12 protein-coding genes and 1 pseudogene are annotated in these 14,818 nt (G+C 55.8%); 9 read left to right on the forward strand and 4 right to left on the reverse strand.

The window, feature by feature from the left end:
- Positions 1 to 2 precede the first annotated feature (2 nt).
- The 5 genes from QWI20_RS11885 to QWI20_RS11905 are packed head-to-tail and all read left to right on the forward strand — an operon-like array spanning position 3 to position 4,631.
- Positions 3 to 1,661 carry a methyl-accepting chemotaxis protein gene (locus QWI20_RS11885; protein WP_369305643.1) on the forward strand — a complete coding sequence of 553 codons (1,659 nt, stop codon included), beginning with the start codon at positions 3 to 5 and terminating at the stop codon, positions 1,659 to 1,661.
- 36 nt (positions 1,662 to 1,697) lie between these two features.
- On the forward strand, positions 1,698 to 2,237 hold the full coding sequence (locus QWI20_RS11890; RefSeq protein ID WP_369305644.1) for a chemotaxis protein CheW: 540 nt from the start codon (positions 1,698 to 1,700) through the stop codon (positions 2,235 to 2,237).
- A 9-nt stretch (positions 2,238 to 2,246) separates the two neighbouring features.
- On the forward strand, positions 2,247 to 3,056 hold the full coding sequence (locus tag QWI20_RS11895; RefSeq protein ID WP_369305645.1) for a protein-glutamate O-methyltransferase CheR: 810 nt from the start codon (positions 2,247 to 2,249) through the stop codon (positions 3,054 to 3,056).
- The gene (gene cheD, locus QWI20_RS11900) at positions 3,053 to 3,586 is read left to right on the forward strand and encodes a chemoreceptor glutamine deamidase CheD (RefSeq protein ID WP_369305646.1); all 534 of its coding nucleotides are present in this window, start codon (positions 3,053 to 3,055) and stop codon (positions 3,584 to 3,586) included. The genes QWI20_RS11895 and cheD overlap by 4 nt, the downstream gene beginning before the upstream one ends.
- Positions 3,549 to 4,631: a chemotaxis response regulator protein-glutamate methylesterase gene (locus QWI20_RS11905; RefSeq protein WP_369305647.1), complete on the forward strand. Its 1,083-nt coding sequence runs from the start codon at positions 3,549 to 3,551 to the stop codon at positions 4,629 to 4,631. The genes cheD and QWI20_RS11905 overlap by 38 nt, the downstream gene beginning before the upstream one ends.
- A gap of 42 nt (positions 4,632 to 4,673) precedes the next feature.
- Here QWI20_RS11905 and QWI20_RS11910 read toward each other — a convergent pair whose 3' ends face one another.
- Positions 4,674 to 5,978 carry a tyrosine-type recombinase/integrase gene (locus QWI20_RS11910; RefSeq protein WP_369305648.1) on the reverse strand — a complete coding sequence of 435 codons (1,305 nt, stop codon included), beginning with the start codon at positions 5,976 to 5,978 and terminating at the stop codon, positions 4,674 to 4,676.
- A 993-nt stretch (positions 5,979 to 6,971) separates the two neighbouring features.
- Here QWI20_RS11910 and QWI20_RS11915 point away from each other — a divergent pair.
- The 3 genes from QWI20_RS11915 to QWI20_RS11925 are packed head-to-tail and all read left to right on the forward strand — an operon-like array spanning position 6,972 to position 10,677.
- The gene (locus tag QWI20_RS11915; protein WP_369305649.1) at positions 6,972 to 8,792 is read left to right on the forward strand and encodes a Mu transposase C-terminal domain-containing protein; all 1,821 of its coding nucleotides are present in this window, start codon (positions 6,972 to 6,974) and stop codon (positions 8,790 to 8,792) included.
- Between the two features lie 6 nt (positions 8,793 to 8,798).
- Positions 8,799 to 9,671 carry a TniB family NTP-binding protein gene (locus QWI20_RS11920; RefSeq protein ID WP_369305650.1) on the forward strand — a complete coding sequence of 291 codons (873 nt, stop codon included), beginning with the start codon at positions 8,799 to 8,801 and terminating at the stop codon, positions 9,669 to 9,671.
- Between the two features lies 1 nt (position 9,672).
- Positions 9,673 to 10,677 carry a TniQ family protein gene (locus QWI20_RS11925; protein ID WP_369305651.1) on the forward strand — a complete coding sequence of 335 codons (1,005 nt, stop codon included), beginning with the start codon at positions 9,673 to 9,675 and terminating at the stop codon, positions 10,675 to 10,677.
- 13 nt (positions 10,678 to 10,690) lie between these two features.
- Here QWI20_RS11925 and QWI20_RS11930 read toward each other — a convergent pair whose 3' ends face one another.
- From QWI20_RS11930 to QWI20_RS11940, 3 genes and pseudogenes are all read right to left on the reverse strand, one after another.
- Positions 10,691 to 11,662, reverse strand: coding sequence for a hypothetical protein (locus QWI20_RS11930; protein WP_369305652.1), 972 nt, complete (start codon positions 11,660 to 11,662; stop codon positions 10,691 to 10,693).
- Positions 11,663 to 12,086: 424 nt separating this feature from the next.
- A pseudogene (locus QWI20_RS11935) lies at positions 12,087 to 13,004 on the reverse strand (site-specific integrase).
- Between the two features lie 13 nt (positions 13,005 to 13,017).
- Positions 13,018 to 13,935: a LysR substrate-binding domain-containing protein gene (locus QWI20_RS11940; RefSeq protein ID WP_369305653.1), complete on the reverse strand. Its 918-nt coding sequence runs from the start codon at positions 13,933 to 13,935 to the stop codon at positions 13,018 to 13,020.
- Between the two features lie 433 nt (positions 13,936 to 14,368).
- On the opposite strand from QWI20_RS11940, the gene QWI20_RS11945 reads away from it, so the two are divergent.
- A complete protein-coding gene (locus QWI20_RS11945) occupies positions 14,369 to 14,794 on the forward strand; it encodes a MarR family winged helix-turn-helix transcriptional regulator (RefSeq protein WP_369305654.1) in 426 nt (141 codons plus the stop codon).
- The last annotated feature ends 24 nt before the right edge of the window (positions 14,795 to 14,818 follow it).

Genomic DNA, 14,818 nt, shown 5'->3' on the forward strand with positions numbered 1-14,818 from the left:
CGATGAAATGGTTTTACGATCTTAAAATTTCCACCAAGTTGATCAGCTCATTCCTGGTGGTCCTGGCACTCACTGCGGCGACGGGCGTCTTTGCCATCCTCCAGCTCGGCGCTGTCAACCAGGCTGCCCAGGACATCAGGGGCGACTGGATGCCCTCCATGCGCGCGGCGGCAGGGATGCGTTTTTTTGCCGCCAACTATCGCTTGAAAGAATACCGCTACATAACGACCGACGTCGCTGAAGAAAAGGCCCAGGCTGAGCGGGAAGCCACCGAGTCCCGTCAGCAGTTCGAAACCCGCGTGGGCACCTATGAGCAGTTGCCGTCGGACGAGGAAGATCGTCAGCTTCTGGCGGCGGCGAAAAGCGCATGGGCCTCCTACCTGGCAATAAGCAATCAGGTACTTGAGCTTTCCAGGCAGAACCAGGAGGACCAGGCGCGAACTCTGCTCAGGGGTGAATCCAAGGTGCGTTTTGATGATGTGACCAACCGCCTGCAGAAAATGGTCGAGCTCAATGACGCCGGCGCGACGGTGGCCGGTGACAAAGGCTCGGCGCTGTACGAAAGCGCCCGTTTGGCGATCATTGCGGCGCTGGTCGCTGCGTTATTGATCGGCCTGGGTCTGGCCGTGTTCATCGCGCGGATCATTTCGCGTCCGCTGAGACAAGCCGCCACCGCCGCCGAGCAGTTGGCCGAAGGCAACCTCAGTGCACCTATTGCACCGGGCACGAAGGATGAAACCGGCATGGTGCTCAACGCCATGCGCAACATGGTCGGCAAGCTGGGACACATCATCGGCGAAGTGCGTAACGCCGCCGATAACCTGGCCAGCGCGTCCGAGCAGGTTAGCGCCACTGCGCAATCGATGAGCCAGGCCACCAGTGAACAGGCGGCCAGTGTCGAGGAAACCAGTGCTTCGATCGAGCAGATGAGCGCCAGCATCAACCAGAACACCGAAAACGCCAAAGTGACCGATGGCATGGCCAGCAAAGCCGCCAAGGAAGCCACCGAGGGCGGCGATTCGGTGCAGCAGACCGTTGTGGCAATGAAAAAAATCGCCCAGCGCATCAGTATCATCGATGACATCGCCTACCAGACCAACCTGCTGGCCCTCAACGCCGCCATCGAGGCCGCTCGGGCCGGTGAGCATGGCAAGGGTTTCGCGGTGGTGGCGGCCGAGGTGCGCAAGCTGGCCGAACGCAGTCAGGTGGCGGCCCAGGAAATCGGCGAGCTGTCTTCCAGCAGCGTGGACATGGCCGAGAAGGCCGGCAAGTTGCTCGGCGAAATGGTGCCGTCCATCAACAAGACCAGCGACCTGGTGCAGGAAATCAGCGCGGCCTCCGAAGAGCAGGCCGCCGGTGTCGCGCAGATCAACACGGCAATGACTCAGCTCAACCAGGTGACCCAGCAGAACGCGTCGAGCAGCGAGGAACTGGCCGCCACCGCCGAAGAGATGAGCAGCCAGGCTGAACAGCTGCAACAGGCCATGAGTTTCTTCGTGCTGGATTCAACGCCACGGCCCGCCGCTCAAAGCAGCAGCGTGGACAACTCCGGCAGCAAGCCGGGCCACCAGCCGCCTCGGGTCAAACCGCAGCCGCCGCGCAAAGCGTTCGCGTACAGCATGGCCAGTGCCCCGGACGAATCGGAATTCACCCGCTTCTGATCACAAAAATCGATGCGGGCCTACAGGGAGAACGACATGGGCGCAGTGACGACCACTCGGCAAACCGCAGTTGCGGTGGATGAGGACGCGCAGTACCTGACCTTCATGCTCGGCGGCGAAATGTTTGCCATCGGCATTCTGGGGATCAAGGAAATTATCGAATACGGCAGCCTGACCGTGGTGCCCATGATGCCCGCCTTTGTGCGCGGGGTGATCAACCTGCGCGGTGCGGTGGTGCCGGTGGTCGATCTGTCGGCGCGCTTCGGCCGGGCGAACTCGGCGATCACTCGGCGCTCCTGCGTCATCATCATTGAGGCGAGCACCGAGGAGGGGCAGGCGCAGGACATCGGTTTGCTGGTCGACACCGTTTCTGCGGTGCAGGAGATTCCGGCCGCGCAGATCGAGCCACCGCCCAGTTTCGGCGCGCGGATTCGCTCCGATTTCATTGACGGGATGGCCAAGGTCGATGGCAAGTTCGTGATTGTGCTGGACGTGGACAACGTGCTGTCCATCGATGAAATGTCCAGCCTTGCCGAAGCCGGTCAGGCACCGTCCCTTGATCTCGACCCGCGTTGAGGCCCGAACATGGCAGACACCGCTTCCATTGATGACCGTGAGTTCGGTCAGTTCCAGAGCTGGCTGTACCGCGCGGCCGGCATCAACCTGTCGCCCGCCAAGAAAGCGCTGGTGGCAGGGCGTCTGTTCAAGCGCCTCAAGCATTACGAGCTGCAGAGCTATGGCGAGTATTTCAAGCTGATCATGAATGACCAGCGCAAAGGCGAGCTGCAAGTTGCCCTGGATTTGCTGACCACCAACGAGACCTATTTTTTTCGCGAGCCCAAGCACTTCGACTTCCTGCGTCAGCAGGTGCTGCCCAGGGCTGCGCCGGGCAAGGTGTTTCGGGTATGGAGTGCGGCCAGTTCGTCGGGCGAAGAGCCCTACAGCCTGGCGATGACGCTGGCGGAAGGCCTGGGTACCACGCCCTGGGAAGTGGTGGGTTCGGACATCAGCACCCAAGTGCTCGCCAAGGCGCGCAGCGGCCATTACGCCATGGGGCGTGCCGAGACGTTGCCTCAGCCGCTGCTGGTCAAGTACTGCCTGAAAGGCGTCGGTCGCCAGGAGGGCACCTTCCTGATCGACAAAACCCTGCGTAGCCGCGTCAACTTTGTCCAGGTCAACCTCAACCAAGCGCTGCCGGCGCTCGGTGAATTCGAGGTGATCTTCCTGCGCAATGTGATGATTTACTTCGACCAGCCGACCAAGACCCAGGTCGTCGCACGCATGCTGCCGCTGCTTAAACCCGGCGGTTACTTGATCATCAGTCACTCGGAAAGCCTCCACGGTGTTAATGACACCCTGAAGCTGGTGGCGCCATCGATTTACCGCAAACCATGAAAATGCCCGTCGGCGCCGCCGAAGTGGTATTGGTCCCGGGTCAGGTCAGTTTCGCGACGCGTCCGACGCGCTTGCGCACCTTGCTCGGCTCCTGCGTGGCGATCACGTTCTGGCACCCGCAACGGCTGATCGGCGGCATGTGTCACTTCATGCTGCCAGGACGCCTGCGCCACGATCAGCCGCTGGACGGCCGATATGGCGATGAGGCGCTGGAGTTGCTGCTTCAACACGCCCTCGCCAATGGGACTCACGTACAGGACTACCAGATCAAGCTGTTCGGCGGCGGCAGAATGTTTCCCGATCAACATCGCGACCCGCGCACGCAGGACGTCGCCAGTATGAATATTCGCGCGGCGCTGGCCCTGGCCGAGCGTTACCACCTGCACCTGGCTGCTCAGGACATGGGCAGCACCGGTCACCGCACGATCCTGTTCGACGTGTGGAACGGCAACGTCTGGGTTCGGCACCAACCAATGGGGACACTTCAACACGATGCCTACCAAAAAAATCAGTGTGCTACTGGTCGATGACTCGGCCGTGGTGCGCCAGGTGCTGATGGCCATTCTCAGCGACACACCCGATATCCACGTCATGGGCGCCGCGTCCGACCCGATTTTCGCCATGGACAAGCTCGCCCGGGAATGGCCCGACGTGATCGTGCTGGACGTGGAAATGCCACGGATGGACGGCATCACCTTTCTCAAGAAAATCATGAGCGAGCGGCCGACGCCGGTGGTCATCTGTTCCTCGCTGACCCAAAAAGGCGCGGAAACCTCCCTGCAGGCGTTGTCGGCAGGCGCAGTGGAAATCATCACCAAACCCACGACCGGGTTGAAAAATTTCCTGCTCGAATCGGCGGCCGAGCTGGTGGCCGCGATACGCGCTGCCGCCAACTCCAACGTCAGGAACCTGGGAAAGCGCAGCGCCAGCCCGGCGCCGCTGCCAGTTCCGGCCGGTAAGTTGACTGCGGATGCGATACTGCCTGCCGCCATTGGCCACGCCATGGCACAGACCACTGAGCGCATCGTCGCTATCGGCACCTCCACAGGCGGAACCCAGGCGCTGGAAGCGGTGCTCAAAGCATTGCCGAGGGTGTGCCCGGGCATTGTGATCGTGCAGCACATGCCGGAGAAGTTCACCGCCTCGTTTGCCGAGCGCCTCAACAGCATCTGTGCGATCGAGGTGCGCGAAGCGCGGAACAACGATCGAATTCTCCCAGGCCTGGCCTTGATCGCCCCCGGTGGCAAGCACCTGATGGTCACCCGCAGTGGCGCTTATTATCACGCCCAGGTGATCGACGGGCCGCAAGTCAACCGGCATCGGCCCTCAGTGGATGTGCTGTTTCGTTCGGTGGCCAAGTTCGCCGGCAAGAACGCCACCGGTATCATCATGACCGGCATGGGCGATGACGGCGCGCGCGGTCTCAAAGAGATGCTCGACGCCGGCGCCGCCACCGTGGCCCAGGATGAAGCGAGCTGCGTGGTGTTCGGCATGCCCAAGGAGGCCATCAAGCTCAACGCTGCCCAGCGGATCATGCCGCTGGAGCATATTCATCAGGCAATCCTGAACGGTTAACCGGACCGCTGACGTTCAGCGTCTGCCCAAGGTTTTTACAGATCACGATCGCTCTTTCATGGGCAGCCGCTTGACCGAATACGCCCGCTTTTCATCCTCGGAGTTGTAGTAGACGTTCTGTGTCGTGCTGAGGCTGTTATGCCGCAGATCCACCTGCAGGTCTTTCATGTCGCGGTGCGGCGCATCGAAGGTGGCCGAGGTGTGCCGCAGCCAGTGCAAGGACGCCGCGCGCAGGCGTCCGACGTCTTCATCTGGCCAGTGCTCGGCTTGCATGCGCTGCAGCGCGCGATCAAACACCTCCTGCAGCAACACGCGGATATGCCGGTCGGACAACCCCGCACGTCCACGCTGAGTGGCAATCAGCGGCGTGCTTTCCCGGAAGCCGGGCAGGGGTGACAGGCCCTGGTGCAGGCGCCAGCGCTTGAGGTAGTTCTCGACATAGTCGTCACGCACGCTGATCTTGCCGGCTTTATTGCCTTTGCCCACCACGTGATACCACCAGTTGCCGGCGCCGTCCTTGCGCAGATCGCCCATGGTCGGCTTCCAGTTGTCACGGCCGACCAGATCGGAAACGCGGAGGTACATGGAGAAAATCGTTGCCACGATAAACAGCGTGCGCTCGTACTTGGCGTCCTCGGCGGCCAGCAGTTCGGCGGTCTCCAACACGAAATCCCACTGCAGCGAGGTCAGGATGCGCGTGTCCTGGTTGTCGGTGTTGCGCTCCTTGTATTTGCTCTTCTGCTTCACCGCCCGGAACGGGTTCTGCTCGCAGAAACCCTCATCAATCGCGTGCTGGAAAAAGCTGCCACACACCGCGAAGATCTGCGCGATAGAGCCTTGGGCCAACCGGTACGCGTCCTGCAAAGCGGGCCGGTTTTCTTCCTGGGCACGCTTGCGTTCTTCCTTGGCGACGGTTTGGCTGAAGGGCCTCCAATCGGGGTTGAGGACGTAGGTGTCCGTCGCGGTTTTCTTGCGCGCGCCGAGGCGGGTGAAGCGGGATTTGACCACCGGACCCACCCAGGCAGGGTCGGGCGCCAGGCAGAATTCCATAAAGTTTTCAGCCTGGGTGCGGCGCATGGCGAGGAGGGGTGTCCTTGATTTGAGCATCGTCCACAGCAGCAGCCGCTCGACGTGGGTGCGGTAGGAATTGAACGTGGATTCGTTGCCGGCGTAGGACTTGAGAAAGCTGCGCACGGCGCGGTAGCCTTCGATCGCCTGGGTTTCAGCAGGGAATTGCTCCAGATAATCCCGGATCGCCGGAAGCTCTTCCTTTAAGGAACTGAAGTTCAGCTCACCGAACTTCGCGTAGGTTTCGAACAGCGGATGGGGTGACGAAGGCGCGGGCATGGAATTCGCTGGCTGTGTATGCGGAAGGTGCCGGCATGATCGTGCAGGATGAATAGAGATGCAATATCCGGGTCTGACAGTTATCGGATATTGCATTTTTGGGTTGGGGTGTGTTAGTTGGGGTGCCTGCATATCTCTGGTTTTTGTGGGCTGATTTGGGCATCTCAGGTCATTGGGCTGGTGGTTTCTGTACCAGGCTGCGGTTTTTGAGAAGTGTTAGGCGAATTTGGCGCGTAAATGCGGCGGTTTTGCAGACTGTACGGACGTTGTCAGTCTTACGTATATGTGCTGCAGGCCTTTTATTACGGGGCTTTCAGGGAATACCCGGCCGTAATCGAGCTTAAATGTTCGACTTTAGACTGCCTGAGGTTAATTGGGTTTGGTTGGCTTTCCGTGGGGGCTGTCCTGGTTTTTGGCTGGGGACGGCTGGGCCTGTCAAGACTGGGTATCGAGGGTTCGCTATTTAAATCCGGGTGATCAGGCACGTGATGTTGGACCGCGTTGTGATAGGTCTTAGGGGCTGAGCCTGGACGTGGGCCTGTGATGTGATCTGCGGTGCGAGTCATTGGCGCCGGTTAGACATCGGCGGTCACTTGATGCGAGCACCGGCGGTTATTGGGGTGCCAGGCAGCTGCGGTGCTTATCAGGTGCCGGTGTGAATTCAAACTCAGACCTTGCAGGGTGGGCAGTTGCAGCGAACTGTAATCGTGATGGATACGGCCGGGAGCCTGGCGATCGATGAAACGCCGGAATCGAGGGTAAGCGTTGACGTCGCTAGTCAGGCCGGATGCTGAATGACCAGGGATAGTCCATTCAAGAGGCGGCACATTCGATTCTTGTCAGCATCAGCTATTAGTACGATTTTTTAAATTCTTTTATTTTCAGCATGTTAGGAAACTTGGCAGGCCACGGAGCATTCCTAGATCATGAATTATTGCGAATGAGCAGATTTATGCTTGAATTATTGTGAATGACTGTTCTCGGTGATTCGTCATGGATTCCATTCGTAAGGGCGCACGATTCTGGATTGACAGTAAGAAATGGGTCTATGAGGGGGCCGCCCCAAGTGGGCTCGCGCTCATGTATAGCGAGGACCTTAGCGAGTATCGAGAAGTAAAGCTGGGCGATTTGATAGATGAAGATCCTGAGGAGACTGAATACGCGGTTCCCGCGATCGAAACCAAGGCCAGTGCCGAGGACTGGGCACTAGCTGAGTTTAGGTATAGCGCACTAAAGGATTATGTAGAAGCAGACGATTCAAAAGTTGGTGATCTTGCGGCGAAACTCAAAATTAGCGAGCCCAGAGCTTATGCACTCGTTAAAATATTTAAAAACGCCAGCGGCCCTGCTGACTTTCTCAAAGACAAGCCGGGAGTTAAGCAGGGGAAGCGATTAATTCCTACACGAATTGAGGCTATTGTTGCTCTATCAATAAAGCAAAAGTGGAAAGGCCCAGGGTCTAATATCGCAGAGGTTGTTAAATACGTAGAAGAGCTATGTGATAAAGCTGGGCTCAAAGCACCTGCGGTAGGCACGGTAGCGAACCGTATACGTTGCATATCACAATCGCAGCTGGCGATGCTTAGGGACGGCCACAAAAGTGCGAATGATATGTACCAGCCACGCCCGAGGAAGAATAAGGCTAGTCATCCATTAGCCAAGACTGAAATGGATCATTGCTTGGTAGATTGCATTATCGTGGACGAAAAAACCAGGATGCCACTTTGCAGGCCCTGGGTAACTGTCATAATCGATCTGCATACACGAGTGCTCGTAGGATATTATCTTTCGATCGATGCGCCAAGCAGCTTCAGCGTTGCTCAAGCGATCACACATGCGACATTTCCGAAAGACGACTGGCTCGCACATCTGGATCTGGAAGATATATCCTATCCTTACTATGGAAAGCTAGAGTCCTTGGCAATGGATAATGCGAAGGAGTTCAAAGCTAAAGCATTGAAGATAGCAGCAGACAAGCACGCGATAAAACTGAACTATCGACCTCCGGGAAGGCCTTGGTGGGGAGGGCATATTGAACGGTTGTTTGGAACGTTGGCGGTAGGGTATATACATTTTCTCCCTGGCACTACGATGAGCAACGTGGTTCAGAAAGGCGATTATGATAGTGAAGGGAAAGCCTGTTTGACTTTTAGCGAGTTTGAAAAGTGGTTCGCTAGAGCTGTTGCAATTTATCATAATACTGAGCATCGTTCCATCAAGCAGACGCCGCACGATAAGTGGGTGTCGGCATGGACTGATAGTGAGGGACGTCTCAGGCAGCCGGCAATTGTCGAGAATAAAGTGCGATTTTCCTTGGATTTTTATCCGGAGAAAATGAGGACTATTTCGCGACAGGGGATCGAGATGTATGGCTTTCGATACTGGTCTGGTGCGTTATCAGCATACGTAAAGAAAAAAGTTGCGGTCAAATATAATCCATTGTCATTGCGTTTTATCTGGGTGAATCCGACTGGTGAGCGTTATGTTCGGGTGCCGTTTGCCGATCTGACGCTCTCTGATCTGTCATTACAAGAACTTAAAGCAGCGAATCGTCAAATCAAAGCGGCGGGTGAGGTGAGCGGAAAACGTCTGGTCAGCAAACGTGAAGTTTTTCGCTTAGTGGAAAAGAATAGAGAAATCGTTGAGACGGCTAAGCGAGCGACCAAAACGCTCAAAAAAATGCAGGAGTCTAGATCTGTCTATAAAGATCGTGAGACCTATATCAATAGTGATGAAAAAACAAGTGTTGAGATCCAGCAACCAGATGATGACTTTGCTACCCCACCCACTTTGTTTAAGATCGAATTTGAGTGAATCAACATGGCTAGCTTGAATAGTTACGAGCACGTGATACCCTCACGCCGACAGCTAGTAGAGGCAGGTTTAGATGCCAGAAAGGCTGCTATCGCCGAGAACTTTTGGATAAATTATCCTCAAGCGGAAAAGATCCTGTCGCAGGTGAGATTTATAGTCGACCTGCCTCGAACAGGGGATGGGTATTGCATGGTTATTCATTCGCAACCGGGAATGGGGAAAAGTGCATTATTTCGCCGCGTCATGATGGAATTTGGCATGAGCTCGGGCGCAACTGATTGTTTAGCCCAGCTTGAAATTGATTCCGAGCGCGCTCGCGATCATAAAACCTTCAGTAATGATCTCGTCTCAGCGCTGACGTTAGGCACTATAACGAGCTACTCGGGAAGCAAAAAAAGATTGTTGAATGCTATCGGCGCTCGTAACGTCAGGGGCATAGGTATCGATGAGTTCAACAACCTATTGGCCACGACACCGCGTGAACAATTAAAAAACCTCATTCATATGAAAACGATGTCGGGACCTCCCTTTTCTCTGGTTGTGATTATTTTTGGAACGAGCGAATGCAGAGAGGCAATCGAACACGATAGCCAGTTTTCCAGACGCTTCTATGAGATAGAGCTGCTTCCTTGGAAAGACGATGAGACTTTTCGGGCGTTTGTGTACTCCTATGTATCCACATTTCCTCTCCGAAAGCCTTCATTGATCGACAGGCCGGCAGTGACGAAATACTTGATTAGCGAAACTGGGGGCGTACTCGGACGGGTAGTCAACCTTTTGAAAAATGCTGCCTGGTGGTCCATTATAGATGGGACAGAGCGCATTGACTTGGATATTTTGAAAAAGGGAAAGGAGATTCCCGTAAAGGTGGAGCGTTGAAATGTATGTTCAAGGGGAGGTTTTGTCATCATTAATACTTCGATATATAGAAATCCCTGACACCTCCATGGTCAGTGAGTTCGGCAGGCTTATGCTTCAGGAGATAATGCAAAGCGCGATAGCAAATGGGGACATCGACTTTGATTATGCCGAGGATAAGCTGCGGTGTGTCAGTGAGTCCTTAGAGATTGAGCTGTCTCTTCTAGCGTCTATCAATCGCGCGCCTTCTTGGGGGTTGTTGCTTGCCCCCTGTGAGCGAGTTCAATTTTGTCCAAGCTGTATCAGGGAAGATTTGAAATCCATAAGGTTTCCCGTCTGGCGTCTAAATTGGGGATACGCGCATTATACAGTTTGCGATATTCACCTCTGCCCGTTGCAGGTTCTCAAAGGCGAATATCGTTGCAACAACCCACTGTACCGAATTAATTCAGTGGGCAGGTATATCCTCGACCATCCCAGTGAAGCGGTCGGGCCTAGTTATTCCGGGGAGGTTGGGAGGTTGCTTAGTATTATGGCGGTTGTAGCTAATAAGATACAAGATCAATTATGTGCGTGGCGTGAGCAATCTATGACTGAGCGCTCCAATTTGTTCTTTGGCTTGTTTTCGGCAGTGCTCAGGGCCTACATGAAGCCTGTTGACGCTCCACCTTACTGCTATCAACTATCGAAGAGTCTATTGCGGGAAAACGTCGCCCCTGTTGCTAATCACGGTTCGGCTGTCGGAGATCTTTTCTTTGGGCATACAAGAGCGACGTCCGTCACTGCGAGAATGATCGGGCTCGTGATGACGGCGGTAATACTGGATGTTTCTTCCGCTCGAGCCGATTGGCAAAATATCGTTGCGCTGTTTGCCGACATCGGGGTGCTGGTCCCGAATAATCCCACTTGGTTATTCACAACCTGTACCGGCACCGCCGATCAAGGCGTGAGAGGTTGGCTGACCAGCTCAAATGGTGAAAAGCTCAATTTGCCGCATTTCTTGCTTGAAGATTTAACGTTGCCCTGAAGCCCAGCTTCGATTACTGCTCATCTAGGCTGTCGCAGATCTCTTGGTTAGACATGCCCTTAGTTAAAGGTAGCAGAGCTTCTTGAACGCCATTGAGGCCCACGTATTCGCGGATGGATTGAACGCTCCATCCTGCGGACAACGCCCACTGTTCGAATCCCCGCCTAAAACTAAGCGAGCTTAATGGAAAAGATAATTCGGCATCTTGGCAGCGGGTCACCAAAGCATAGCCGGCCACAAAATGTTTGACTTTCTTTTCTGTGTCCTTTCCCCATCTGTCGATGCCATAGAATAGATTGTGGCGACGGCTTTTTCTTATTTCTAGCCACTCCTGAAGTGCCTGAGTAGGACATAAAGTCTTCCTTGCGGGCATCCTCATGCTCGTGACTGTCCCCTCCGTAGCAGGGGCACTGAGTATTATTCTGCCGCCATCCTGCAAGACAATATCGCTAATTTTCAGAGCTGCCAGCTGTGTGAATGTCAACCCTCTCCAAAATGCCAACAGCATCATCGCCCTATCTCTTATAAGCCTTTCCTCCACACCTTCCCTTTCAAAATTTTCACGGCGTTCAATTTTTTCTCGCATGTGGATATCTATTTTTGCGAGGTCTGCTACCAGAAGTGGTACAGTTTTTGTCGTCGTATGCTGACTGTGATTTTTGATGTGGGAGACAAGCTGGGAGATTCTCGGATCCTTAGTTGGGTCCTGGAACCCTTGTTCTTTATGCCACTTAGATAATGCGCTTAATCGTGCAATCAACGTGCCTGGTGCAAGCGTTGAGCTGTATTTTAGCAGGTAATCCGCGATTTCTAACGGGTCCGATGGCAGAGATTTTTCGGCGGTGTACCGAAAGTGTCTTATGTGCGACTTGTAAGCTCTGACAGAGTTGTCGGCGTATGTACGAAGGGTTTGTCTGGGCACCGTACTCAGTGTCCCCGTCACCATCTCGTCGCTATTAGTCTGACCAACCATTTTTTCTTTCATATGCGTACGTTCTTCTGGTAATTGAGAAGAGAGACCATTTTTGTCGTGTCCAGCCCAAGGATACCTATTCAATTTAAGCTTTTTTTATTAATTGTGGTCACTGATCAGCGTATCTGGTATTTGACTTTTTGTTTGCCGTTTGTCTGTTTCTTTTTTTTACACGAGTGCCGTACGGCAAACATTGCGGGCATGCTCTCTTCGGCTCTCAATTTCATATCTGAGGCTTCACCGCGAGAGCGTGGGTTGCACAAGCTATACAGTCGGGCTTTGTCTGAGAGTAGTCGTGGCGCTCGCCAGATAAATGCGCTGCATGGATCTCGCATTGGATTACGTGACGCAGTCCGGTATCGCATCGTCATTCATATCACTTGGAGTGTCTCGCGGGTGGAGGCTGGCCCTGGCCAAAAGCATCGTCGCTTGGCTTTCAAACAATGCCCCCGGCTTGAAAGTAACCCATTACGGTGGACACGCGTCGGTGTTCTGTCATCGCCATTACGTCCCCCATTGGTACGCCTCGCCGTCCTGCTACGGTCATGAAGCCTGATCGCAAGCTGTGCGCTGCCCAGTCACCCTCAAGTCTCGCAAGTTTCGCGCGACGCTGAACAATCCTTGCCACCTGATCTCCTGACAACCCGTTTCGACTGACTTTGCCCCCTTTGTACAGCCGCCGGAACAGTGGCCCAGATGTGGCTGCGCTGTTTCGAGCCAGGCGGTTAGCGCCTGCGCAGCGGCGCCTCGCAACGGCTTTTCACGGCGCACGCCGCTGGTATCCGTTTTGGTCGCGCCGAAGGTGTAGATCCAGGTGTCTGCATCTAGCGGCCGTACATCATTGACTGAAATACCGACCACTTCAGACCGTCGTCGACCGCCACCACTCCAGGCCAGGAGCAGCAGGGCGCGATCACGAATGCCCCGCACGCCGTTGGTGCAAGTGGCCAATAACGCTTGCAGCGGCTCAAGCACTACCGCGGTCTTCTTGCGCACCCGCATGCCGTGACGACTTTGTGCCTTGCGCGCCTCACGTAGCAGGGTCCTAACGGCGATGGATTCGCTGGGGCTCGGCCACCGACGTTTTGCTTTTTACCTTGGCGTTAACTAGTGCTGCGTCGATGGCCGCCGGCAGAAGATGGGACCATTCGCCATTGTCCAGCGGTCGCGCCAGGTGATCGAGGATGAACTGTATGGCCACGGGGTCAGGCAGTGGACTGTCCCCAAGGGCCCTACCGTAGCGAAGTTGCAGCCAGGCCAGCCAGTAGGCGAGGGCGCTGCGGTGGCTGCGCACCGTATTGGCGGCTGTCCCTGCAGCAATGAATGCCTGCGCGGCTGCTTTATCAGACCTAATATCAACGCACCCGTTAAAGTGAGCTTTTTCCGGTCCCCATGACGCGTTCAAGTTTTCTACGCAGCCACCGCTCTGCTGGATCACTGTCCATGACGCTTAACCATGACATGGACAACTCCAGTTTTGGGGTTACGAAGGGCAGGGGTTCAGCATGCAATGCACCGGTCTCGCTCAACGCTAGTGCCAAGTAGTCCGGCATATTGCACAGCATGTTGCCGACGGCCATGAGCGCGGGGAGGGTTGTGTACTGGGGAATTGAGAGCACAGCCTTACGCGTGCGCCCGACGGCCTCCAGCCACTCGTCGGCGAAGCTGGAAATGTTCGCAACATGGGACACGACCACATGGGGGCGTGAGCAGTACTCATCCAGGGTCAGCGGGGTGTCGGATACATCGATGCGCAGCACCATGGGCACGACGTTTCTCAGCAGCTTTCGCTTGGCGTTGGCAGGCAGGTCTTTAGTAATGCAGACCCCCACGGTGATCTCGCCCGAGGCCAGCAGCTCGGAAATATTCCACGCGTTGACCTGCTTGATGACAATCACCACGTTCGGCGCTTCCTCGTGCAGCGCTTGCAGCAACGCGGGCATCAGGCTGTATTCGACGTCATCGGACAGGCCGATTCGAAACGTCATGGTGCTGCTGCCAGGATCGAAATCCCGGGTCAGGCTCAAGGCGACGGACATCGCGTCGAGCGCCGGAGACAGATGATGAATGATCTCGCTGGCCCGTGCCGTAGGCTCCATCCGGTTGCCCACACGGATGAACAGCGGGTCATTGAAGAGGCCGCGCAGCCGGTTCAGCGCCGAGCTGATGGTGGGCTGGCTGAGGAACAGTTTTTCTGCCGCCCGGGTGACATTGCGCTCCAGCATCAAGGTTTCGAACACAACCATCAGATGTATGTCAGCCCTGCGCAGCTCATTGCGATTCATAAGCCCTATCCACCACGACCGACATCGTGGGTGCCCTTGATGATTTGAAGGTGCCTAGCCTAGGGAGCGCGCCATCCATGCGCCAGCGCGTATGCGGACAACCGGCATGTCCACGTCGCGAGGGTGGCGGCGCAATCAGAGCGCTGCCGTGCAAGGCGCGCAGTGAGCTCCCGGCCATGGCTGCCATTTGCATCGTGCTTGCCGGCATGCCTTGCGTGCATTGCCGGCAAGTGTTCAACCCGCCCAAGCCCATCGGGGAGAGGGATAACGGTTATCGACGTTGCCAATGAGTACGGAAAAAAATGCTGATAGCATCCTTTGCCATTGGCGGCACTTGCTGCTTTGCACTCAATCCACCCTGGTGAAAACGCGGCAGTGAGTCCATCGCTGGCGTCGATACCGCTATTCATTTCAGACCATGATGAGCGCCCCAATGATGCCCCCCGCTTATGCCGACATTTACCGCTCGGTGGGTAAGATTCATCGCGTGCTCGAACACACGATCAAATCAGCCATCTCCCGTTTCGGCCTGACCGTGGCGCAGTTTCAGGTGCTGGAAACAGTCGCTTCCGGCAGAGCCAGTTCCCCGGCCGAGTGCGGGCGCGAGATCAATCTGACGTCTTCAGGCATGACCAATGTGCTGGACAGTCTGGAACATCGCGGACTGGTGAGCAGAGGACGGGAAGGCGCCGACCGACGATTTATTACCATCCGCCTGTCGCCTGACGGCGCTGTGCTCTACCAGCACGCTGCACAGGCCGTTTCAGCGTCCTGGGACAAGGCGGTCGAGGCTTTGTCTGCCGAACAACCCTTGCTGTCGGCCCTGTGCGCCGCGCGGCCATCGTCCGCCGCAGGTTAGCGAGAGTTGGGCAGCACGGGTCAT

It is taken from the genome of Pseudomonas sp. W2-17, assembly GCF_041060445.1.
Lineage (GTDB): Bacteria > Pseudomonadota > Gammaproteobacteria > Pseudomonadales > Pseudomonadaceae > Aquipseudomonas.